The sequence below is a fragment of the Bartonella sp. DGB2 genome, assembly GCF_046843095.1.
In the GTDB taxonomy this organism is placed as follows: domain Bacteria; phylum Pseudomonadota; class Alphaproteobacteria; order Rhizobiales; family Rhizobiaceae; genus Bartonella.
This window is the reverse complement of the sequence record NZ_CP177329.1, coordinates 160,923-185,101: the sequence shown is the minus strand read 5'-3', so window position 1 is coordinate 185,101 and position 24,179 is coordinate 160,923. Positions and strand designations below refer to the sequence as shown.

General features: G+C 46.6%; 19 protein-coding genes. 8 read left to right on the top strand and 11 right to left on the bottom strand.

The annotated features are described in order from the left end of the window. Positions 1 to 7 precede the first annotated feature (7 nt). The 6 genes from ACK28X_RS10230 to ACK28X_RS10205 form a co-directional block, all read right to left on the bottom strand. The gene (locus ACK28X_RS10230) at positions 8 to 1,186 is read right to left on the bottom strand and encodes an efflux RND transporter periplasmic adaptor subunit (RefSeq protein ID WP_412058854.1); all 1,179 of its coding nucleotides are present in this window, start codon (positions 1,184 to 1,186) and stop codon (positions 8 to 10) included. A 102-nt stretch (positions 1,187 to 1,288) separates the two neighbouring features. After that, complete coding sequence (locus ACK28X_RS10225; RefSeq protein WP_412058853.1) at positions 1,289 to 2,761, bottom strand: efflux transporter outer membrane subunit; 1,473 nt, start codon at positions 2,759 to 2,761, stop codon at positions 1,289 to 1,291. 116 nt (positions 2,762 to 2,877) lie between these two features. Beyond that, entirely contained in the window at positions 2,878 to 3,684 is an 807-nt protein-coding gene (locus ACK28X_RS10220) for an exodeoxyribonuclease III (protein ID WP_412058852.1), read from the bottom strand. A 155-nt stretch (positions 3,685 to 3,839) separates the two neighbouring features. Beyond that, a complete protein-coding gene (locus ACK28X_RS10215; protein WP_412058851.1) occupies positions 3,840 to 4,484 on the bottom strand; it encodes a LolA family protein in 645 nt (214 codons plus the stop codon). 67 nt (positions 4,485 to 4,551) lie between these two features. Continuing rightward, positions 4,552 to 6,954, bottom strand: a complete 2,403-nt coding sequence (locus ACK28X_RS10210) for a DNA translocase FtsK (protein WP_412058850.1) — start codon at positions 6,952 to 6,954, stop codon at positions 4,552 to 4,554. 213 nt (positions 6,955 to 7,167) lie between these two features. Beyond that, entirely contained in the window at positions 7,168 to 8,067 is a 900-nt protein-coding gene (locus tag ACK28X_RS10205) for an acyl-CoA thioesterase (protein ID WP_412058849.1), read from the bottom strand. Between the two features lie 214 nt (positions 8,068 to 8,281). Here ACK28X_RS10205 and ACK28X_RS10200 point away from each other — a divergent pair, with 214 nt between their 5' ends. Further along, complete coding sequence (locus tag ACK28X_RS10200) at positions 8,282 to 9,508, top strand: ubiquinone biosynthesis hydroxylase (RefSeq protein WP_412058848.1); 1,227 nt, start codon at positions 8,282 to 8,284, stop codon at positions 9,506 to 9,508. Positions 9,509 to 9,579: 71 nt separating this feature from the next. On the opposite strand, the gene rpsP is transcribed toward ACK28X_RS10200, so the two are convergent. The 4 genes from rpsP to ACK28X_RS10180 all read right to left on the bottom strand — a co-directional run bounded on the left by rpsP (position 9,580) and on the right by ACK28X_RS10180 (position 12,655). Next, on the bottom strand, positions 9,580 to 9,942 hold the full coding sequence (gene rpsP, locus ACK28X_RS10195) for a 30S ribosomal protein S16 (RefSeq protein ID WP_412058847.1): 363 nt from the start codon (positions 9,940 to 9,942) through the stop codon (positions 9,580 to 9,582). 10 nt (positions 9,943 to 9,952) lie between these two features. Continuing rightward, the gene (locus tag ACK28X_RS10190; protein ID WP_412058846.1) at positions 9,953 to 10,267 is read right to left on the bottom strand and encodes a chorismate mutase; all 315 of its coding nucleotides are present in this window, start codon (positions 10,265 to 10,267) and stop codon (positions 9,953 to 9,955) included. Between the two features lie 10 nt (positions 10,268 to 10,277). Next, positions 10,278 to 11,774, bottom strand: coding sequence for a signal recognition particle protein (gene ffh / locus ACK28X_RS10185; RefSeq protein WP_412058845.1), 1,497 nt, complete (start codon positions 11,772 to 11,774; stop codon positions 10,278 to 10,280). 230 nt (positions 11,775 to 12,004) lie between these two features. Next, positions 12,005 to 12,655 carry a carbonic anhydrase gene (locus tag ACK28X_RS10180; protein ID WP_412058844.1) on the bottom strand — a complete coding sequence of 217 codons (651 nt, stop codon included), beginning with the start codon at positions 12,653 to 12,655 and terminating at the stop codon, positions 12,005 to 12,007. A gap of 214 nt (positions 12,656 to 12,869) precedes the next feature. On the opposite strand from ACK28X_RS10180, the gene ACK28X_RS10175 reads away from it, so the two are divergent. From ACK28X_RS10175 to ACK28X_RS10155, 5 genes are all read left to right on the top strand, one after another. Then, positions 12,870 to 17,672, top strand: a complete 4,803-nt coding sequence (locus ACK28X_RS10175; RefSeq protein WP_412058843.1) for an NAD-glutamate dehydrogenase — start codon at positions 12,870 to 12,872, stop codon at positions 17,670 to 17,672. A 284-nt stretch (positions 17,673 to 17,956) separates the two neighbouring features. Further along, positions 17,957 to 18,358, top strand: a complete 402-nt coding sequence (gene sdhC, locus ACK28X_RS10170) for a succinate dehydrogenase, cytochrome b556 subunit (RefSeq protein ID WP_412059125.1) — start codon at positions 17,957 to 17,959, stop codon at positions 18,356 to 18,358. A 148-nt stretch (positions 18,359 to 18,506) separates the two neighbouring features. Continuing rightward, positions 18,507 to 18,893, top strand: coding sequence for a succinate dehydrogenase, hydrophobic membrane anchor protein (gene sdhD / locus ACK28X_RS10165; protein ID WP_412058842.1), 387 nt, complete (start codon positions 18,507 to 18,509; stop codon positions 18,891 to 18,893). A 5-nt stretch (positions 18,894 to 18,898) separates the two neighbouring features. Then, positions 18,899 to 20,740, top strand: coding sequence for a succinate dehydrogenase flavoprotein subunit (sdhA, locus tag ACK28X_RS10160; RefSeq protein ID WP_412058841.1), 1,842 nt, complete (start codon positions 18,899 to 18,901; stop codon positions 20,738 to 20,740). Positions 20,741 to 20,751: 11 nt separating this feature from the next. Then, complete coding sequence (locus tag ACK28X_RS10155) at positions 20,752 to 21,531, top strand: succinate dehydrogenase iron-sulfur subunit (RefSeq protein WP_412058840.1); 780 nt, start codon at positions 20,752 to 20,754, stop codon at positions 21,529 to 21,531. Between the two features lie 70 nt (positions 21,532 to 21,601). Here the strand turns inward: ACK28X_RS10155 and ACK28X_RS10150 are convergent, their stop codons facing one another. Beyond that, positions 21,602 to 21,787, bottom strand: coding sequence for a DUF1674 domain-containing protein (locus ACK28X_RS10150; protein WP_412058839.1), 186 nt, complete (start codon positions 21,785 to 21,787; stop codon positions 21,602 to 21,604). 76 nt (positions 21,788 to 21,863) lie between these two features. Here ACK28X_RS10150 and htpX point away from each other — a divergent pair, with 76 nt between their 5' ends. Both htpX and ACK28X_RS10140 read left to right on the top strand, forming a co-directional pair. After that, positions 21,864 to 22,802, top strand: coding sequence for a zinc metalloprotease HtpX (gene htpX, locus ACK28X_RS10145; RefSeq protein WP_412058838.1), 939 nt, complete (start codon positions 21,864 to 21,866; stop codon positions 22,800 to 22,802). Next, positions 22,775 to 24,163 (top strand): RsmB/NOP family class I SAM-dependent RNA methyltransferase, encoded by a 1,389-nt coding sequence (locus ACK28X_RS10140; RefSeq protein ID WP_412058837.1) that lies wholly within the window; start codon positions 22,775 to 22,777, stop codon positions 24,161 to 24,163. Before htpX ends, ACK28X_RS10140 begins: the two co-directional genes overlap by 28 nt. Positions 24,164 to 24,179 lie beyond the last annotated feature (16 nt).

The window sequence follows — 24,179 nt, the reverse complement described above, 5'->3', positions numbered from 1 at the left end:
ATCCTCATCACATGTCATGACTCAAATGTACGGGCGCTTCAGGCGTAACCTCACCGGTCACTACTACGTCCCCCTCTTTAAGTCCAGAAACTACCTGCACAACAACCTTATTATTAAGCCCTAACACAACCTGTTGATTACGAAGCTGCCCATGCGCATCCAGCACACGAACCACAGCTTTATTATCACCCAAGGTTTGGGCCACCGATTGGAACGGGATGAGTAACACATCTTTGGCTTTGTTCAAAACAATCCTCACCTGTGCTGTCATATAGGTTCTCAGTGCACCATCAGCATTATCAACATCAAACACACCATTATAATAAACGGCCGAATTATTACCAAACGATGTGGACAAGGGGTTGATATCTATGTCATTACGAATAGAAGCAGGAGCCGGATCAACGCGTTTTAAAGTAGATTGATAAACACGTTCAGGACTTCCAAGCACATTAAATTGTACCTCTTGACCAGGTTTTACGTGAATAATATCAGCCTCAGAAATGCCTGTCCGAACCGTCATGGAGGAGAGATCTCCCAAAATAACTAAGGTGGGAGCGCTTTGGACCGCATTCACGGTTTGACCTTTCTGCACCACTACAGCCAAGACTGTGCCATCAGAAGGGGCAATCACTTTAGTATAGGATAAGTTTTCCTCTGCTGTTTTAAGATCCGCTTCCACTTGAGTGATTTGCGCTTCAAACTGCGTTACCTGCGCTTCTCCTACTTCAACTTTAGCAACAGCGCTCTCATAATCAGAATCAGAGATAGCATGGGTCTTTTTTAAATTTTCTTGCCGCGCTAAAGTCTTGCGCGCTAAGTTTAATTGTGCTTGTTGCTGTTTTAGCTGAGCGCGAATACTATTGAGCGAGGCCTTTTTATTGAGCAATTCATTTTTCTGGGTTGTAGGGTCAATCTCTGCCAGTAGCTCACCCTGTTTTACCCTATCGCCAGGTTTAACCTTCATAGAAATAATCTGTCCAGATGCACGAGCACCTACCGCCACTAAACTATGAGGCGTTACAAGCCCTGTTGCCAAGACATTTACCTCTATATCACCGCGTTTAACCGCAGCGGTCGAATACTGAGGTGGTTCCTTATGAAAAAATTTGGCATAAACCCACCAAACCGCCAATAAAATAATGATAAGGAGTATAGCAATTTTTAAAAATTTTTTGCGTCTCATAAAGTCCTATCTTCCTGCCTCTCAGGCCCATTTATCTATCAAGCGGAACACGACCGTATTATGTCTAAAAGAGGCAAACACACAGCCTCTCCCCCACTCATCTCATTTTTGACGCTTAATAAAATGAGGGCCGGTACTATGATCAATGATTAATGGCTGCCCAGCGTCGACCGCCCCATCCCAACCACCGCCAAAAGCTTTCATCAAATTAATATAATCAACAACTAGATTCAATTGGCTATCAATCAACGATTGCTGCCCTGCATAATACCCCCGTTGCGCGTTTAAAAGATCCAAGAAGCTATTATTACCCTCTTTATAAAGTGCATAGGCCAATCGCATGGATTTTTTATGAAGAGCTGCAGCGCGTAACGTATGCGTATAACGCCTACGCTCATTATTCAACGCCACCAAAGCATTTTCTACATCTTCTAATGCCTTAAGGACAGCATTCTGATAAGCAATAAAAGCTTGATCACGCTGCGCACGTGCGCCCATAAGCGCTGCAATCCGTTGCCCACCATGAAAAATCGGAATGGATAGGCCTGGGGCTAAACTCCAGACAATATTCGAAGCACTTGCCAAATCGCCCAATTGCATAGCACTTGTATTAATCGCCCCGCCAAGGCTAAGCGAGGGATAAAAACTTGCTTCCTTCTGACCGATAGCTACTGTTGCTTGGGCAAATTGCCGCTCAGCTTTCAAAACATCAGGCCGGCCGTTCAATAAAGCGGCAGGTACCGTCATAGGAATCGGCCACTTTACTTGAGGCACAGAACTTGGTTTTTGAAGATAAGCGTTTAAAGCCGCAGGTGGACGCCCCGTTAACACTGCTATACGATGTACCGTAGCCATCAATTGGGTTTCCACTTGCGGGATAGAAGCTTCTGTATCAGCTACCTGTCCTTCTGCATTACCAACGTCCAATTGGGTTGCTGCACCAGCACGCAATTTATCACGGGTCAATTGCAGGGTTTGCTTTTGTGAGATAAGACTATCACGCATAAGAGCAAGCTTTTGTTGCGTAGAGCGTAATTGCACATAGCTGGTTGCCACATCGCCAATTACCGTAAGCATAGCAAAGCGTAAATCATTTTCCGCACCCTGCAAGCCATAAAACGCGCCTTCGCGGGCTCGCTTATTTGCGCCGAAAAGATCAAGATCCCACCCTGCTTTTATCCCGCCGCTATAGGGCAAACCTTTAGCGGCATCAGAGCTTGCCTTTGTGTAGGAAAGGCTACCATCAAGGCTAGGAAGAAAAGCGCCGCCTGTCTGTATATATGTCGCCCGTGCGGCGCGTAAATTTGCCTGTGCTGTGGCTACTGAAGTATTATTTTTAATAACCTCGTCCACTAATTGGTTCAAAATTGGATCGTTTAAACGTCTCCACCAGCCGGCTAATTGAAGGTTTTTTTCATAGTTGTTTTTCGTTGCGCTTTGATTTGCACTGCTCCAATCGGATGGAACATTCAAAACAGGCTTTTGATAATCTGGCCCCACCACGCAACCAGAAAGGGTCAAAAGCCCCAAAAGGAGAAATAGCCTTTCCTGCACATTCAAGCCTGTATTGCGCATTTTTACTCCTAAAACCCCAACCCTATCCCTACTACCATCCTATAACAATAAATATTGCTTGAATCAATGATGATAAATAATACGCCTATACAAAGTACTGATTCACAACCATAGGATCAGGGCAAGTGAAACCTTGCTAGTACGGGCACATGATCAGAAGGCCGCTCCCAACCACGCGCCTGCGTCAAAATTTCAACACCCGCCAATAAAGGCAATAAATCTTTTGATGCCCAAATATGATCAAGACGCCGCCCGCGGTCCGCCGCCTGCCAATCTTTAGCTCGATAGCTCCACCAAGTATAAAGCTTTTGAGTCTCAGGAGTGTGAACACGCATAAGATCCACCCAACCACCCTCATTACACAGGTTTTGTAGCATTTGGGTCTCTATTGGCGTGTGACTAACAATCTTTAACAATTGCCGATGAGACCAAACATCGTGTTCCAAAGGTGCAATATTAAGATCGCCCACCAAAATTGATGCCGCTCCATCGGCCCTTTCGGCTTTAAACGCACGCATTTCTTCTAAAAATGCTAATTTATGCCGGAATTTAGGGTTTTCTTCTGGATCGGGCACATCACCGCCAGCTGGAACATAAAAATTATCAATCCGTAGTGCCTTACTCCCCATAGCCACCTTAACAGCTATGTGACGGCAATCAGCCATCTCACAAAATCGCCTCTTTTCTACAAGCGTTAAAGGATGACGCGCCAAGGTCGCTACCCCATGATAGCCTTTTTGGCCATGAAACATACAATGCTCATAGCCCAACGCTTGTAGCGCTTTCAATGGAAATTGATCATCAGGGCATTTTGTCTCCTGCAGACAAAGAACATCGGGTTCATAACGGCTAAGATAATCTAAAACAAGTGGCAAGCGCAAACGGATCGAATTAATATTCCATGTAGCAACTGTAAAAAGCATTCATCCAATCCTAGTATAATTCGCTAAAATAGCACCAAAATAACAAAATATGCACAACCTAAAACTTAAAGTCATGCCAATTGTACTAGAATAAATAAGATGCTAGGTCTATATAAATAGGGAAAATTTATTAGCCTATTCAATCCTCCTGCCTTTCAGCCCCGCCGATTCATAGAAATGCGATCATAGGGAATGGTAAACATGCCCTTTGCAAAACGCACACCCGTACGCACATTGCTGATTTGCACAGTAGTTGCCAAATTTTGTTGATCAATCACCGTCCATTGTCGCAGAGCATAAGTTTTAGGATCAAAAATAAGCTGGATTTGCCCTCTGCCCAAGCTTCTATCGGCCAAAACCATAGTAATGTTGCCCGCCTTTTGCGAAAAACCGATAAGCTGGCCGCCACCAAGATTAATCTGGTTATCAAGCAACATTTTCATAGGCGTCTGCGATAGCTGATAAAGAGCCCAACTATCCAGCTCTCGGTTATTAATGGCAACCGAACGCCCATCAGAAATCACACGCAAATTAGAATTGTCATAACTAAAACGAACCTTGCCAGGTCGTTCCATGTAAAAGGTACCACGGCTTACATCGCCTTTAGGGCCAAATTGGACAAAGTCCCCCGTCATGGTTTTGATTGATGCAAAATAATTTGCCACTGTCTGAGCAAGTGCATAGGGACTTTGTTGCTGGGCATTTGCGTTTTGAGCGCAGACCTCTTGACCAATCAGAAAAGTCATCAACACAAGCGCTACGCCCCAGCGCGTACCAGCCCTAATTGTCTTCCTATTCATCGCCATCCCCTTTTAAAAATATTTGAAACGCCATAATTCTAGTCCTTATGACTATACCATAAATAACTTAAAACGAATCTTCACCTTCCACCAAAATTTCGCGTTTACCAACATGATTAGCAGGGCTAATCAACCCCTCCTCTTCCATCCTTTCAATCAAAGAAGCTGCTCGATTATACCCCACATTTAAGCGTCTTTGGATATAAGAGGTCGACGCTTTGCGATCACGTAGCACCACAGCTACCGCTTGGGCATAGAGGTCTTTTGGATCAGATGCATAGGTGGTACCTTCTAATTCATCTTCCCTATCGTCAACCACCGCCTCACAATAATCAGGCGCCCCTTGGGCTTTTAAATGCCCCACCACGCGTTCCACTTCTTCATCGCCTACAAAGGGGCCATGCACCCTCTGCACACGCCCGCCCCCCATCATAAACAACATATCGCCCTGCCCTAATAATTGTTCTGCCCCTTGCTCGCCTAAAATAGTACGACTATCAATTTTTGATGTCACCTGAAACGAGATACGGGTAGGAAAATTAGCCTTAATCGTACCAGTAATCACATCTACTGAAGGGCGTTGGGTGGCCATAATCAGATGAATGCCAGCCGCGCGAGCCATTTGTGCTAAGCGCTGAACTGCAGACTCAATGTCTTTGCCTGCTACCAACATAAGATCAGCCATTTCATCAATAATAACGACAATATAGGGCATGGGGTGCAGGGCAAGGGATTCGCTTTCAAACACGGGCTCCCCCGTTTGAGGGTCAAATCCCGTTTGTAATGTTCGCACCAAAATATCTTCTTGGACAGCAGCCCCATTAACTTTGGCATTAAACCCTTCAATATTACGCACGCCTAATTTAGACATTTTGCGATAACGTTCCTCCATCTCGCGTACCGCCCATTTTAATGCCACCACCGCCTTTTTAGGGTCAGTAACCACCGGCGTTAATAAGTGAGGAATTCCATCATAAACCGATAGCTCCAGCATCTTAGGGTCTACCATAATCAAACGGCATTCTTCCGGCGTCATGCGGTAAAGAAGCGATAAAATCATCGTATTTATAGCTACCGACTTCCCTGAACCCGTTGTACCAGCTACCAAAAGATGCGGCATTTTAGCTAAATCAGCTACCACCGCCTCCCCATTGATGGTTTTTCCCAAAGCAAGCGCCAATCGGAACTTGCTTTGAGAAAATTCACGAGCCTCTAAAATTTGCCGCAAATAGACCATTTCTCGGTTTGGATGCGGCAGTTCAATCCCAATCACATTGCGTCCAGATATCACCGCCACCCGCGCCGAAATTGCGCTCATTGAGCGTGCGATATCATCCGCCAAGCCAATGATACGGGAAGATTTAATCCCTGGTGCGGGTTCAAATTCATAGAGGGTAACAACAGGCCCTGCCTGAAAGTGGATAATTTCACCGCGCACGCCAAAATCTTCCAACACAGTTTCCAATTCGCGCGCGCGTTCTCGATAGAACTCATGGTCAGGCAACTGTTTTTTTACACCACCAGGCATACTTCCCAAATAATCAAGTAAAGGTAAAGCGAAACTATCCCCCGCTAAAGCATCTACCTTTTGCACCGCACGTCGTCCGCGCATGGGGAGCGGTTGCGCTTCTAAAAACTGGCTCTGCACTGCCTGCACAGAGGCAAAGCACGGCTCAACTCGGGCCTCATCTTCAACTTTTTTGGAGCGGTAAAACCCGCGCCGTGTCAGTGGAGGAAAGCAATTTTTAATCCAATAAAAAAAGTGTAAAATCCCCCCCGAAAATGCTACAAGCTTACCGCCTATCTTCTCACTTAACCCCGATGTTTCATCCTCTCCCTCCACAAAATTTGCATCAGACTCTTGGTGGGCGGGCGGTTTAGAACACGATTTCCGGGGTCGGCTTGGGCGCCCACTCGTAAGCCACGCCCATAAGGTAAGGGGTGCAAAAACCAAAACAACCAATCCATAACGTATACCCAACGGCATAGTAGGAAAAAACCCAAGTAAATAGGTCAAACTTTCATCACCAACAATCCCCCCGAGCCCCATCGGCATCGGCCAAAAAGCAAAGGGCGGAATAAGACTTAAACAAATCGCAAAGGCCCAGCTAGCTACAAACCAGCATAAAAACCGCCATATTAAGTGACGGAACCTTTTTTGCGCCATTAAAAGCGCCGCCCAAAAAAATGGCGGCAATAATAGCCCCACACTTGCCAAACCCAAAAATTGCACCAATAAATCCGCGGCCACAGCCCCCGGCCACCCCATCCAATTTTGAATGGGATGATCAGTAGCATAACTAAGCGAAGGGTCTCCTACATGCCAACTGACCAAAGCAAGACCCATAAATATAATCGCGGCTAAAAGAGCTAAACCACAAAGCGCTCCAATCTGCTGGGCAATAACCGTAAAAAAGCCTATCGTTTGCTCATCTTCTTGTGATGAATAATAAGGAAAATTCTGCTGCATCTTTATCCCTATAAATACGAGCCCATTGCCTTCCATTTCACTTAGCATAACAAAATTAATAGGCCTTTAACCATCATCTGGCTGATCCTCTACGCGTCATTCCCGCTATCACTAGATAGCTTTTGTACTAGTATACAGAATCATGGCGGCTTACGAGCTTCGTGTATTGGCCTTTTAAGAGGGCGCGCCACGCTTGATTTCTCTGTTTGTCCCCTATGAGGCTTTTGGGGTATGCAAGCGCACCAAGCCCTCTTGGGCCACACTCGCTAATAAATGCCCATCGCGGCTATAGATAAAGCCGCGCCCAAAGCCACGCGATCCGTTAGTATTAGGGCTATCAAGCGCATATAATAACCAATCATCCACTTGCGCAGGGCGATGAAACCAAACCGAATGGTCAAGGCTCGCCGCCTGAATATCAGGCGCGAAAATCGAACGCCCATGAACCAAAAGCGCAGTATTCAAAATGGCCATATCAGAAAGATACGCCAAAAGCGCCGCATTCCGCCGCCGATCGTGAAAAAGACTACGATCAAGCGTTCCATCCACAACTCCTTCAAAAGCAAACCAACATGTTTGTTGCGGTTCACCCTTATGCGGGCGTAAATATTGACTGAAATCCAAAGGCCGTATTGTAAAAGGACGCAACAAACTCCAATAATGCTTGACATTAAAAGGTGCTTCTTCATCAACCCATTCATTGATCTGATGTTCAGTAGCAAGACTTTCTGGATCAGGCAGCCCTTTTGGCATAGGATAATGATAATCAAGCCCCACTTCGTCACACTGAAACGACGCCGAAAAAGACAAAATTACCCCATGGCTTTGCTTAGCTACCACGCGACGGCTAGAAAAGCTACCTCCATCACGCAATCGTTCTACCTCATAAAGGATAGGCTCATTTGGAGAACCAGGACGCAAAAAATAAGCATGGAGCGAATGAACAAACCGCGTTTCTATCACCGTATGGCTTGCTGCCATTAGCGCTTGCGCAATGACATGCCCCCCAAAGACCCGTTGCCAATGAGAGCTCCCACTTTGTCCAAGAAACCGATCCTCGCCCATAGGCTTAAGATCAAGAATGGAAAGAAGCTGTCGGAGAGGATCTATCATAACTACTTACTTTGCTCTACACTAATGCATAAATTTATATCAATAAAGGAGCAGATAGCAATCCTTTTATCAAAAGGCAGCGTTTTGCAAAAAAACATGGGCAAAACAAAAGTCGCGTGCTAAATTTTGATGAGATATGAATCGCACTTCCCCTAAAAACAGCGACGAAGGAACGTAGCGTGTATGCACTGTACCAAGCCTTGAAAGGAAAAATATGGCTATAGCAAGCCTCAATAAGCGCGACATTTTTATCGCTGGTGGCGGTATCATTGGGCTTAGCCTAGCTATCGCTATCAAACAGGCAGTGCCCTTTCTAAATATAACCATTGTTGAAGCAGGGCCTGCTTGCCGAAAGGATCCGCGCGCCACAGCGCTTACCGCTGCCGCTGTTCGCTTATTCAAACAGCTCCAATGCTGGGAAGCAACAGCCCCCCACGCCCAAGCAATCCATAAAATGATCATCACTGATTCCCGCTTAGCTGATCCCGTGCGCCCCACGTTCCTAACTTTTTCCAAAGATGTCGCCCCTAATGAGCCCTTCGCCCATATGGTGGAAAATAAATATCTAAACACAGCCCTCTATGAACGAGCCAAGGCTCTGAATATCTGCATGCTTTTTGAACAAAAGGTGGTTTCATTTGCGTTGCAAGCAGGGCATATAGATATTCAGCTCGACGGGCACCCGCCTTGCCAGGCCAAGCTTTTAATTGCTGCCGATGGCGCTCGTTCTACTGTGCGTAAACAAGCTGGAATCCCTTGTCTAGAGTGGTCCTATCCTCAAAAGGGGATTGTTGCAACTATCCACCATGAACGCCCCCACCAAGGTTGTGCGATAGAACATTTCCTCCCCGCTGGCCCCTTCGCAATTTTACCACTAATAAACCAGCGTAGCACACTTGTCTGGAACGAACCGCCTGAAGAAGCTGAAAAATTAATGCACGCTGATCCGCTTCTTTTTGAAGTCGCCTTAGAACAACGTTTTGGCCACCATTTGGGCACTTTCAAAGTAGATGATAATCGGCAAACTTTTCCCCTTGGCCTTTTATTGGCTCGCCACTTTGTCAAACCACGCCTTGCACTTATTGGCGACGCCGCCCACGCTATCCACCCTATCGCCGGCCAGGGGCTTAATTTAGGTTTAAGCGATGTCGCAGCGCTTGCAGAGATTATTGTAGATGCCACAAGGCTTGGACTTGATATTGGAGCAATGAATATTTTAGAAGATTATCAATGCTGGCGGCGCTTTGAAACTACACAAATGGGCATCACCACAGATCTCCTTAACCGCCTTTTTTCAAATGATCACAGCGCGTTACGCTTATTACGCGATATTGGCCTCGGTTTTGTTGAACGCCAAACTTGGTTAAAAGACGCGCTCATTAAACGAGCCGCAGGCCTTAATAAAGGTGCCCCGCGGCTTCTAAAGGGCCAGCCCCTTTAGTGAAATTGCACCTTCCATATTCCCCTATATGCGTCCTAAAAATTTCAGGACGCATATATTAATTTTAATACCTATGCTTCAGCAGCGGCAGCTTTAGCGTCTTCTTCTGCTTGCTTAGCTGCAGCAAGACGCTCTTGAGCTTTTTTACCCAGTTGCCCTTTAATAGGATTCTGGCGCGCTGGACGCGCTAAAAGCCCTGCTTGATCTAAAAACCGCGCTACCCGATCCGTAGGCTGAGCACCATGAGAAAGCCAATGGCGCACGCGATTGTCATCTAACTTCACCCGTTCGCCATCCTTAGGTAGCATAGGATTCCAAGCACCCACGCGTTCAATAAAACGACCATCGCGGGGGCTCCGCACATCAGCAACAACAATGTGGTAATAGGGCCGCTTTTTTGATCCTGCACGAGCCAAACGTATTTTTAGTGCCATAATTTTCTCCTTAACTGTTACGTATTACCGCTTGAGCGGCAACTTCTTCATGATGGCGTGTAGCGTACTGAATAAGTAATTTTAAAAACACTTCCGCCAAATCAGGGTTCAGGCCGCTTTCTTCGGCCAAGCACCGCCAACGGACAATTTGCTCTTTTTCACGCTTAAAATCAGACGCTGGCATATGATGATCGGCTTTCAAAAAGCTCACCGCATCGGTACAACGAAACCGCTCTGCTAAAATATGCACAAGAGCAGCATCGCAATTATCAATAGAGGCGCGCAACCGCTTTAATTCATTAGGAATTTCATAAAGAGGTTCCATCGATTCATTCCTATCTCTTTTTTGGTAAACCAGGTAAACCACTAGAAAGCGAAGGGAATTTTTGTCCGAGCGACGTATTTTGAACCTCTTGCTGAAGTGCAGCCAGCTTTTGAGGATCAAAGTCACCCAAACCGCCTCCACCATTCATAAGACTCATTTTACTACCAAGACCACCAAACATTTTTTGCATCATCCCGCCCCCTTTGCCTTTACCACCCATAGCTTTCACCATATCGGCCATTTGCCGATACATCTTCAATAACTTATTGATATCAGCGGCTTGTGTCCCAGACCCCTTAGCAATCCGCTGTTTTCGGCTATGTTTCAAAAGGTCAGGATTAGCCCGTTCTTCTTTAGTCATTGATGAGATAATCGCCAATTGACGATTAAATAATCGATCATCAAGACCCGCTGCAGCGATCTGCTGTTTCATTTTGCCCAAGCCTGGCATCATGCCCATAATGCCGCCCATACCACCTAGCTTTTTCATCTGCTGCAATTGGGTGGCAAGGTCATTTAAATCAAACCTTCCCGCTTGCACCTTCTTAGCCAAAGCAGCCGATTTTTCTTGATCAAAATTTTCTGCAGCTTTTTCCACAAGCGATACAATATCGCCCATACCCAAAATACGATCAGCTATGCGGCGTGGATGAAAATCTTCCAAGGCATCCATTTTTTCGCCTACCGCAATAGCTTTAATGGGCTTACCCGTTACCGCCCGCATAGAAAGCGCCGCTCCACCACGCCCGTCGCCATCCATACGTGTCAAGATGATCCCGCTAATCCCTACCCGCTCGTCAAACGAACGGGCTAAATTGACCGCATCTTGCCCCGTCAAGCTATCGGCTACAAGTAAAATTTCATGAGGATTTGCTTGCGCTTTGATTTCAGCCATTTCCAGCATTAAAGCCTCATCAATATGAGTACGTCCTGCTGTATCTAGGATGACAACATCATACCCGCCCAATTTAGCAGCCTGTAAAGCACGATCAGCGATAGCGACTGGCGACTGTCCAGCTATAATTGGTAAGCTAGCCCCTTCTATCTGTTCAGCTAATTGGCGCAGCTGTTCCTGCGCGGCTGGTCGGCGCGTATCAAGCGAAGCCAAAAGCACTTTTTTATTTTGCTTCACTTGCAACCGCTTGGCAATTTTTCCGCTTGTAGTAGTTTTTCCTGACCCTTGTAACCCTACCAGCATAAGCACCACAGGAGACGGCGCATTAAGATCAAACCCCACACCCTCTTGTCCGAGCATAAAAACCAATTCATCATGAACAATTTTTACAACCATTTGCCCAGGCTTAATGGCTTTTAAAAGATCAGCTCCTACTGCTTTCTCTTTGACACGCTCAATAAAGGAACGTACCACATCAAGAGCGACATCAGCTTCAAGCAAAGCCCGTCGGATTTCACGCAAAGCTGCATTGACATCAGCCTCCGATAAAGCGCCGCGACCAGTCAAGCTGTTGAAGATAGAGCCAAGCCGCTCTTGCAATGATTCAAACATAATGCCCTCATTTCACTTTTAAGATAGCGGATTTACAAAGCAAGTGTGATAAAGATAAAACCGAGGCATCCGAGGGCGTATCACGCTGTCGGATGTTGACCTCTAAGCTCATGGCTTAGTCAGTGGCTCCAAGCTTCATTCTTGTTGCAAATACGACCCACCAACCATAAAAGCTAACGCCTGTCAAGCCTATTATGCAATATAGCCACCACACGCCGCTCTCACCGACTTTATTGCGAGGCGTGCACCACACGATAAAAATCGCCGCTCTTTTGTTCCATCACCCACAATTCACCGCTAGCAATATCAAACCAAGCGCCATGCAGACTCAAGCGGCCTTCAGTTTCACGAGCTTTAATCCACGGAAAGCTACGCAAATTAGTGATAGAATAACGAATAGAAATGCGCTCAAGAGCGGTGTGTCGCTCACTCTCTGTCATCAAATCATTAGCCGTAACACTTGCCGCTGCGGGGGCCAAAAGGCTCATCCATTGGCCAATGAAATCATTAGATAAAAGCGGCGCGCCAGGATCGCGCAAAGCCGTACTAATTCCACCACAGCGCCCATGGCCTAAAATGACAATATGACCCACCTCAAGAGATCGCACAGCAAATTCAAGGGCGGCTGATGTAGCATGATATTCGCCATCAGGCTGGAAAGGCGGGACAAGATTAGCCACATTACGCATAACAAAAATCTCGCCTGGATCTGCACTAAAAATGGTTTCCGGCGCGGCTCGCGAATCGCAACAAGCGATCACCATCGTGGCTGGCTTTTGCCCTAGTTTGGCTAGTTGGTGGTATTGCTCACTTTTTTGGGGAAAACGATCTTCAATAAAATGGCGGTATCCTTCCAAAAGTTTGCAAGGTAAATCAATCATGAGCTGTGCATAACCTCTCATTTTGGCGCTTCAGAGTGCTTCTCTTAATCATACCGCTTTCCCCTGTCAAAGGAAAGTTCCTTACCCTCCTAACGAAATAGGTTTGTCTATCTAGAGGAAAACAACCGTCTAACGCTAAATAAGGATTGACAAGATTTTCTACTTATTCCACTCCTAAGATAATCTCTTGCTGGATCACAATGAGGAGACCGCGGTGTCTGAACAATCTCCTGGCCTATCTGAAAGCCTTTCCCAAGGGGAAAAACCCCTTCACCTCTCACGTCATGCCGATAGTACCGTTGCTAATGCAAAAGCGCTCTTACCTTTATTATTCGCGCACGCAGCTCGCGACGATATAAGCGCCTATCAGCCAACAGAATTAGAGGCCGCTGCTCAGCTTGCCATTTTAGCGATTTTCGCTCACAACAACGGCGAACGAATCATTGCTCTTGATCACGAAAGCGTAAAACGCGCGGGCCACAATGTGACTGTCCTCACCTTGGTGAACGATAATAAGCCTTTTTTGCTTGATTCAATAATGAACATTATAAATGAAATCGGCTACCACGTTTATCTCGTTGCTCACCCAGTTTTTAATATCACAAAGAAAACCGATACGCTTATCCTCAGCGCGCAAAGCGCTGAAACGGAGGCTGAGCGCGTTAGTGTAATGCAAATCCATATACCACCGCTGTCTCTTGAAGCTGCTCAAAAGCTACAAGAGCTAGTCAACGTCAGTTTAGCACAGGTCGAAGTTGCGGTACGAGACTGGCAGCCCATGCTACAAAAAGTAGATGAATTAATCGCCCACTATCAAAAAAATCTTGTAGACAGCCGTAGGAAACAAGCCCAAAATGCCATCGACTTTTTAAATTGGCTACGGGATAATAACTTCACCTTTCTTGGTATGCGCGCCTATGCCTTTTCGGGTCACGAAAATCCTTCAGAAGCTTTCCGCCCGCAAGGAAAAGCCTTAGGTATCCTTATTGATGAGACCATCCGCATCATCGGCGATGAACGAATAAATGAGCCCCCCCGTGAAGCGCTTTCCTTTATGGAAAGCGAAGATTTATTAATTATCAGCAAAGCCAATAGCCGTTCGCAAGTGCACCGCCTTGAACGCTTGGATTATATTGGTGTTAAATTATTTACAGAAAGCGGCGCTTTATGTGGAGAATTGCGCATTGTGGGGCTCTTCACCTCTGCGGCCTACACGCGCTCTGTCTTGCAAATCCCCCTTTTACGAGAAAAGACCCAAAGCGTGATCGCTGCCCTTGGCTATAATCCCGCTGATCATTCAGGCAAAGCACTTTTAAATGTCCTTGAAACCTATCCGCGCGAGGTTATGTTTCGTGTCGACACAGAAACCTTAACCCGCGACGCAGCGCTCATCCTTGAGCTTACTGAGCGCCAGCGCCTGAGGATCCTACCGCATCCTGACCCATTCGGTCGCTTTGTTTCACTACTTGTTTACCTGCCCCGCGGCTATGATGATAGCGTAGTGCGTGAAAAAATGGCAGCTTATTTTATGGAAATTTATGGAGGCGAGTCCTATCATTATTATCCACTCTTTTTAGAAGGCTCAATGACACGCCTTTACTATATTATTCACCGCAAAGGCTCGGACGCCCCACCTTCCATCGCACGCGAAATTTTAGAAGATCACATCGCTTCCATTGCTATTCCTTGGCACTATCGGGTACAAAAAGCCACGCTTGATCTCAAAGCAACAAGCGCTGTTAGTTACCTAGCAACCCAATTTCCCGAGTCCTATCGCGATCTTTTCTCAGCCAAAACAGCTATACAAGACGCCTCCCATATTTTAGACTTAAATCCGCAAAAACCGCTTAAAGTCGTTTTTTGGCACCCCGATCGTAGATCAAAACAACAGGCCAGTCTGAAACTTTTCCACCAAGGCGCAGCTTTAGCCCTTTCTCAGCGGGTGCCTTTATTAGAAAATATGGGCTTTCGCGTTATCGCTGAACAAACCTTAGAATTACCCGATAATCAAGGAAATATTATTTATCTCCACGATATGCTCCTGGAAAATGCTTATGGCGCCGCCGTAGATCTTAGCGACGATGGGGCGCTTTTAGCCCAAGCTTTTATAGCAATTTGGGAAAAAGATGCCGACAATGATGGCTTCAATGCCCTCGTACAAACTGCGCGGCTTTCATGGCAAGCAGTAGTAATTTTACGCCATTATGGGCGTTATCTTCAACAAGTAGGCATACCCTATTCACAAGCACGCCTCGCGGAAGCTTTGAACAATCATCCGCATTTGGCGCGAGCCCTTTATGAACTCTTTTGCTTAAAATTTGACCCCGCCCGTCAGAATGCAACGGTGAAAGACGCCATTGCCGCTTGTAAAGATCAAATCGAAAATAGCCTACAAAATGTCCCAAGCCTTGATGATGATCAAATCATTCGCCGCTATCACAATTTAATCGACGCTTCCTTGCGTAGCAACGCCTTTTTGACCGAAAATAATGGTCAAGCGCGGCGTATTCTTGCTACAAAGCTCAACCCACGCCTATTAGATGGTTTGCCTGAACCGCGCCCCTATCGCGAAATTTTTGTCTATGGACCAGAGGTAGAAGGCGTACATTTGCGATTTGGACCGGTGGCGCGGGGGGGCATTCGTTGGTCTGATCGCGCCCTTGATTACCGAACCGAAATATTAGGTCTCGTTAAAGCCCAACAGGTTAAAAATGTGGTGATCGTCCCCGTAGGATCCAAAGGCGGCTTTTATCCCCATATGTTACCACAAAGCGCTGACCGTGCCCAAATCAACGAAGCTGGACAGCAAGCCTATATCCACTATATTTCAGCCCTATTATCAATAACTGATAACCTGCAGGAGGGCATAGTAGTGCCTCCTAAGGGGCTTGTACGGCATGATGGCGATGATCCTTATTTTGTGGTGGCAGCTGATAAGGGTACAGCCACCTTTTCTGATACCGCCAACACAATCAGCCAAACCTACGGGTTTTGGCTTGATGATGCCTTCGCTTCTGGCGGCTCGGTGGGTTATGATCATAAAGAAATGGGCATTACCGCCAAAGGTGCCTGGGAAGCAGTCAAACGCCATTTTCGTGAATTGTTTAACCATGACATCAGCACAACGCCCTTTACCTGTGTCGGAGTCGGCGATATGTCGGGTGATGTATTCGGGAATGGAATGCTATTGTCACGGCAGACAAAGTTAATTGCTGCCTTCGACCACCGCGACATCTTTATTGATCCAAATCCTGATCCATCAATAAGCTATGCCGAACGCCAACGGCTCTTTGCTTTGCCGCGTTCCAGCTGGCAAGATTATGACAAAGAGAAATTATCACTAGGCGGCGGTGTTTTCTCACGCAATGCTAAAACCATTACCCTTTCGCCCCAAGCGGCAGTAGCGATTGGCATTGATAAAACCATCGCTACCCCCACAGAAATCATGCGAGCCATTCTAAAAGCAGAGGTTGATCTTTTGTGGTTTGGAGGCATTGGTACTTATATTCGGGCAAGCAACCAAAGCGATGCGCTGGTGGGCGACCGTACAAATGATACCATACGCATTACTGGCCTTGAAGTGCGGGCTAAGGTCATCGGCGAAGGCGCAAACCTTGCCCTAACCCAACAAGGCCGGATAGAATATTGCCTTAATGGCGGCCGTTGTGATACCGATGCCATTGATAATTCGGCGGGTGTCAATTGTTCTGACGTTGAGGTTAATATTAAAATTGCCTTGGCCCATGCCATGGCGGCAGGAGCACTAAACCGTCCCGCCCGTGATGTCTTACTCAAAGAAATGACCGATCAAGTCTCACATTTAGTTCTGCGCAATAATTATCTACAGCCTTTGGCCTTATCAATAGCCGAACAAAGAGGCGCGCTAGACCTTCCTTATCAAATTCGCTTTATGGCTGATTTAGAACGACAACACTTACTTGATCGTAAAGTAGAAATTCTTCCCGATGACCAACAATTGCGCGCGCGTCTCTCTCAAGGCCAAGGGCTCACTCGGCCTGAATTATCGGTTATAATGGCTTATGCAAAATTAACTTTACAAGAAGAGATCACCCGATCGTCTCTCGTAGATGACCCCTACTTGGAAAAAACATTGTTAAGCTACTTCCCTACCCAAATGCAAGAAAATTTGTCCGCAGCCTTATTATCGCATCCCTTACGGCGAGATATCATTGCAACGCTCTTAGCCAATGATAGCGTCAATCGCGGGGGGCCTACCTTTGTTTACCGTCTCCAAGACATGAGTGGACAAAAAGCCGAACAGGTTGTACGGGCTTTTATCGCAGTGCGTGATGGCTTTGCGTTGCCTGAACTTTATAAAAAAATTGATGCTTTAGATAATAAAGTCCAAGGGCGTATCCAGAATAATTTCTATATGACAATGACCGAAATGCTGTTTACCACAACGGGTTGGCTATTGCGCAATATGGGAGCAAATGCCTCACTTGCTCAACAGATTGAGACAATAAGCACAGCGCGACAAACAATCCTTGATGCGCTTCCTACCCTCATACCCGAGCCCATGGTGGCGCGCTTAAAAGCGCGTGAGGAACAATTCCAATCGGTCGGAGCAGAAAAAGAGCTTGCTCAGCAATTGGCTTTTTTAGATCTATCTCCCTTGATTATGGATATAATACTTATCGCAAAACAAAGCCAAAGCTCTCTCCTTAAAAGCGCAAAAAGCACTTTTGCTCTTTATGAAATGTTCCGTATGGGGCGGATCGAAGAAGCAAGCCATGCCATCGCCATCCTTGATTATTATGATGGTATGGCAGTCTTGCAAATCCACGATAAAATCCGTGCAACCTTGCGCGATCTCACAGCGCAAATCTTGCAGACTTATGGCCACGATGATCCCATTACAATATGGCTTACTAAAAACCAGATAAGGATAGAAGATGTGATTGGTCGCATTTCAGTCCTAATTGAAGGAGATTTAAATATTTCGCGCTTTATATTTGCCGCTTCCATGCTAGCCACCCTTTTGACGGTTGCGTGATATTATATGTCCAGACCCCTGCTAAAAGGCTTGAGGCTAGCCATCTTTAATCCTAAGAAGGAGGAAAATAGAAAAATTTCAGCTAAACCCCTTCCAAGGCTTTGACGCAGCGGTTTTTCCGTATTAAAAAGGGCTAACCATAGCGCTTACCAATTTAACGACCGATAGCTTAGCATTTAATGTCGGAACATAGGCTTTGCCCCTATGTCAATGGAAGGGCAAAAGGAGTCTAGATCATAGGCTTTCAGGCTTGCGACAAATAGGATTTGATTATGAACGATGCAATGGAAAAGGCAACAGTGCAGAAAGATCGGCCACTTTCGCCTCATATCAATATTTATCGTTGGCCTATTACAATGGCTATGTCCATTGCCCACCGCATTAGTGGTGGAGCGCTTTATTTTGGAACGATATTTTTAGCAGCTTGGCTTATTTCTGCTGCTTATGGCCCAGCAAGTTTTGCCTATGTGAACGGACTTTTTTCGTCTTTGTTAGGGCGTATTATTTTATTTCTTTACACATTAGCCCTTGTTCATCATTTAGTAGGTGGTATACGCCACTTGATATGGGATGCCAAGCCTTGCCTACTCGAAAAAAACTTGGCCAGCAAAACCGCTTGGGCAACTATCTTTATCACCGTAGTCTTAACCCTTGTCATTTGGATCATAGCCTATACAATCCGCTAAAATTGCGCATGGAATTATTTTAAAATCAATTAGGGGGTGCCCTCCCGCTTGAAGTTGCACCTATCTCGCGCGAAAACATCAAAAGGCGTGTTAAATAAGCAAAGTGGGGCGTAAAAGCCCGATCAGTAGCGAAAGCTTTGGAGGTTTTATGAAAAAGGATTTTAGAACAGAGCTTGCAAAAGCCCAAGGCTTAGGAAGTACGCGTACTGGTACAAGCCATTTTTGGTTACAACGGATCAGCGCGCTAGCCAATATTCCTCTGATTATATTTTTTATCTTATTGGTCGTCTCTTTAGTGGGTCAAAACTATGATAACGTGTATCAGACCCTTTCTCGCCCACCCGTAGCAGCTTTAATAGCGCTTATGACAACATCCAGCCTTATACATATGAAATTAGGAATGCAGGTTATTATCGAAGATTATGTCCACAATCATACTTTAAAAGCGCTTTGTTTAGCGTTAAACATTTTCTTTTGTTTTAGTGCAGGCGCGGCTCTATTGCTGGCCTTGTTAAAAATTACGTTGGGAGGTTGATCCTCATGGTATCTGAGACACTAGCAACGCCATCCCATGGCGGCAAAGCCTATAACTATGTAGACCACGAATTTGATGTGGTGGTAGTGGGCGCAGGAGGGTCTGGCTTGCGTGCAACACTAGGTATGGCTGAACAAGGACTGAAAACAGCCTGTATCACTAAAGTATTCCCCACGCGCTCCCATACAGTAGCTGCTCAGGGAGGCATTGCTGCCTCCTTAGCCAATATGGGACCAGATAATTGGCAATGGCATCTTTATGATACAGTCAAAGGCTCTGATTGGCTAGGCGATACTGATGCCATGGAATATCTAGCCCGTAACGCCCCTGCTGCTGTCTATGAATTGGAACATTATGGCGTGCCCTTTTCGCGTACAAAAGAGGGCAAAATCTATCAACGTCCCTTTGGGGGTCACACCACAGAATTTGGAGAAGGACCGCCCGTCCAGCGCACTTGCGCGGCAGCAGACAGGACGGGGCATGCCATGTTGCACACCCTTTATGGCCAAAGCCTAAAACATAACGCCCAATTTTTTGTCGAATATTTCGCCCTTGATCTTATCATGACCGATGGCGTCTGCACGGGAATTGTGGCATGGAATTTAGATGATGGCACGATACATCGCTTTGCAGCTAAAATGGTAGTTCTAGCCACCGGCGGTTATGGACGCGCCTATTTTTCAGCCACTTCCGCCCACACCTGCACAGGCGATGGGGGCGGTATGATAGCGCGCGCGGCTTTACCCCTACAAGATATGGAATTTGTGCAATTTCATCCCACCGGTATTTATGGCGCAGGCTGCCTTATTACCGAAGGAGCTCGCGGTGAAGGCGGCTATCTTATCAATAGCGAAGGTGAACGCTTTATGGAACGCTACGCCCCTTCCTTCAAAGACCTAGCCTCACGCGATGTTGTTTCGCGATGCATGACACTTGAGATCCGAGAAGGGCGCGGCGTAGGCAAAAAAAAGGATCACATTCACTTAGTGCTCAACCACATAGACCCTGCTATTTTGCACGAGCGCCTACCAGGTATTTCCGAATCTGCACGCATTTTTGCAGGGGTCGATGTTACGCGCGACCCAATCCCCGTTTTGCCAACAGTCCATTATAATATGGGCGGAATACCAACCAATTATTACGGTGAGGTACTAAACCCCACCGAAAATGACCCTGACCGGATTCAACCAGGCCTTATGGCCGTAGGTGAAGCTGGATGCGCCTCTGTCCATGGCGCCAACCGTTTAGGTTCTAATTCACTGATTGACCTTGTGGTTTTTGGCCGCGCTGCGGCTCTACGTGCAGGTGAAACCATTAACCGCAAAAGTCCAATCCCACCCATTAACGAAGCAGCAGTTGAAAAGATTATAACCCGTTTTGATCGCGTACGTTTTGCTAATGGTGCCATCCCAACTGCTCAATTGCGCGATAAAATGCAACGCGCCATGCAAGAGGACGCCGCCGTTTTCCGTACCCAAGAATCACTTGACCAAGGTTGTCAAAGAATCTCTACCCTTTGGAAAGAACACGCTGATATAAAGGTTAGTGATCGCTCTCTGATATGGAATTGTGACTTAATGGAAAGCCTAGAGCTTGATAATTTAATGGCCAATGCCATAACCACAGTTTATTCTGCAGCAGCGCGAACCGAAAGTCGCGGAGCACATGCACGTGAAGATTACCCTGAACGCGATGATCAAAATTGGCGTAAACATACACTTTCTTACCTTGATGAAGCAGGCAATGTCACCCTTTCATACCGCGCGGTGCACACAGCGCCTTTGACGAGTGTTGAAGAGGGTGGTATTGATCTAGAAAAAATCGCGCCCAAAAAGCGCGTCTATTAAGGGGCGATCCGATGGTAAAATTAACGCTTCCCAAAAACTCCCAAGTGCGTAAAGGCAAAATTTGGCCAAAACCAAAAAACACCCAAAACATCATCGAATTTCATATTTATCGCTGGTCGCCTGATGATGCCGCGAACCCACAGCTTGACACCTACTATGTAGACGGCGATGCCTGTGGACCGATGATCTTAGACGGACTTTTATACATTAAAAACCATATTGATCCCAGCCTATCATTGCGACGCTCGTGCCGAGAGGGAATCTGTGGATCCTGCGCCATGAATATCGATGGTAGCAATACCTTGGCTTGTACTAAGGGCATGGATGAAGTAACTCATCCGATCAAAGTCTACCCTTTGCCTTCCATGCCAGTGGTCAAGGATCTTGTTCCAGATTTAAAGCACTTCTACGCCCAACATCGTACCATTGAACCATGGTTAAAAACTGTATCGCCTGAACCGCAAAAGGAATGGTTACAAAGTTATGAAGACCGCGCAAAACTTGATGGGCTTTATGAATGTATCCTATGCGCCTGTTGCCAAACCTCTTGTCCTAGCTATTGGTGGAATGGCGACCGCTATCTTGGCCCCGCGGTACTTTTGCAAGCCTATCGTTGGATTATTGATAGCAGAGATGAAGCAAAAGGCGAACGCTTAGATAATTTGGAAGACCCTTTCAGGCTCTATCGTTGTCATACCATCATGAATTGCGCGCAAACTTGCCCCAAGGGCTTAAACCCCGCTAAAGCTATTGCGGAGGTTAAAAAATTAATGGTCGAACGAAGCATTTAAAGCGAGAGCCAAAAGAGCGCAGCAATGTGATTGCTGCGCATGCGTATATTCAATTTGCAAATCTGCAAGACTAGAAATCAATCGCTCGACCTTTGATCTCCCAATCACCGAAACGGGTTGGATCTTTGCCGCCGCGACCACCTACTTCTAAAATTTTGACTTTACATCCTTCTTTTTGCTCAGCGCGTCGTAAAGCGGCTTCATGCAAAGCACGCTTAGCAGCCTCTGACAGAGCGGGTATACCTTTTTTACACATACATACATCCTTGAAGAATCTCTATAACCACCCCATCATATAGGAAGGAACGCGCTTTGTATGGAGTCTTACGCCAATGAATTTTTTTCGCACAGCTTTGCTTTTGGCTTTTATGACAGCCTTATTCATGGGGGTAGGGTTTTTGATTGGCGGTGGGAACGGAGCTCTCATTGCACTTCTTATTGCGGCGGCTATGAACCTATTCTCCTATTGGAACAGTGATAAAATCGTTTTACGTATGTATAGCGCACGCGAAGTTGATGCCCTGTCGGCTCCAGAATATTATAAAATTGTCAGTGACTTAGCGAAAAAAGCAGGCCTACCACAACCTAAAGTCTATCTAATGGATAACCCACAACCCAACGCTTTTGCGACGGGGCGCGACCCTCAACACGCTGCCGTTGCTGCCACTACAGGACTTCTAGCAAGGCTTACGCCACAGGAGTTGGCCGGCGTTATGGCGCATGAATTGTCACATGTCCAAAATCGCGATACTTTAACCATGACTATAACTGCCACCATTGCTGGTGCTATATCCATGTTAGGAAATTTCGCCCTATTTTTTGGCGGAGGTAACCGCGATAATGAATCGCGGGGGGTTGGCATGATTGGCGTTCTCATTGCCATGTTCATTGCGCCCTTCGCTGCTATGCTTGTACAAATGGCCATCAGCCGTACGCGGGAATATGCTGCAGATAAGCGTGGAGCAGAGATTTGTGGTAACCCTCTCTGGCTGGCCAGCGCTTTAAATAAAATTGCCCGCACTAGCCATGAAGTCAAAAATGTCGAGGCTGAGCATAACCCTGCTACCGCTCACATGTTTATAATAAATCCCCTTAACGGACAGGGAGCCGATAATCTCTTTTCGACTCACCCAGCCACCGAAAACCGTATCGCAGCCTTAGAGCAACAGGCTGCCCAGATGAATATTGGGTCGGAACCTGCACAAAGCCAAAAACAAACCGTCCAACATGGTAGCCGCCCTGCATGGCTACGCAACCGCAAAGGGCGGTAGTTATGATAAGCATACCAAAGGCCGTCTCCCGCCGTAATCCGCCGGCAGGACTCATGGTTCGCCAAGTGGCCGCCAAACTACTGAGCGCCATAATAGACAAAAAAAACTCATTTGATGGACTATGCGATCATGAACGTGGCCACCCCCAATACCTAGCCCTTAGCCAAGCGGATCAGGCGCTTTGCCGCGCAATCTTACAAAGCGCTCTGCGCCATCGCGCCGCCATTAGCACTCTATTGGCAAAATTTCTCGTCCGTCCGCTCCCGCAAAATGCGCATGCTCTTAAACACATTTTGCACATTGCAGCCGCCCAAATCCTCTATCTAAACGTGCCAAACCACGCTGCACTTTACTTAGCAGTTGAAGCAGCAAAGGCCGACCCACGTTGCCAACGTTTTAGTGGCTTAATCAACGCCCTATTACGCAAAATTAGCCAAGCTGACCCTATCGCCTCGCAAAATTTTTCTCACCTCCCTTCTTGGTTTACTGATTTTTTGATCAAAGACTACGGCCCCGAAAGGGCGAAAGCTATCGTTAAAGCGCAAACTAAAGAGGCCTGTCTTGATTTAAGCGTTAAGAGCAACCCAGCCTTATGGGCGCAAAAACTCAACGGAATTGTCCTCGCCAATGGGAGCGTTCGCTTGCAACCGCAGCAACGAGCTGTCCAGGAATTACCAGGTTTTTCTGAAGGTGCTTGGTGGGTACAGGATGTTGCCGCCGCTCTGCCTTGTCTTCTTTTGGGCGATATCGCTGGTAAAAAAGTGGCTGACTTATGTGCAGCGCCTGGCGGAAAAACAGCACAAATGGTCGCCATGGGCGGTTCCGTAACGGCGGTAGATATTTCCAAAAACCGACTGAAACGCTTAGAGAATAATATGAAGCGACTTGGCTTCACCGTTACCTTATATGAGAGGCCTCTCCAAGCTTTCGCCCCACCACATTTGTTTGACGCGCTTCTCTTGGATGTACCGTGTTCTTCCACAGGTACCATTCGCCGCCACCCTGACATCCTTTGGAGTAAAGATGCGGCCGATATTGATAAGCTTAGCCTTTTACAATATACGCTTTTGAACAAAGCCTTTGACTTCTTAAAGCCTGGAGGCATTTTAGTTTTCTCTAATTGTTCCCTTGCTAAACAAGAAGGAGAAGCCGTAGTAGAAAAGCTGTTAGACCAGCGCCCCGACATCATGCTCTCTCACGTCACACCAGATGAACTAGGCGATTTCTCCTCCCTCATCACCCCCGAAGGCTATGTGCGTACTACCCCCGCCGATCTCGTCCTTGATCAACCAAACATGAGCGGCATGGATGGGTTTTTTGCTGCACGCTTACAAAAACAACCGAATGCATCCGTTTCTTAACGATTCATTTACCTTA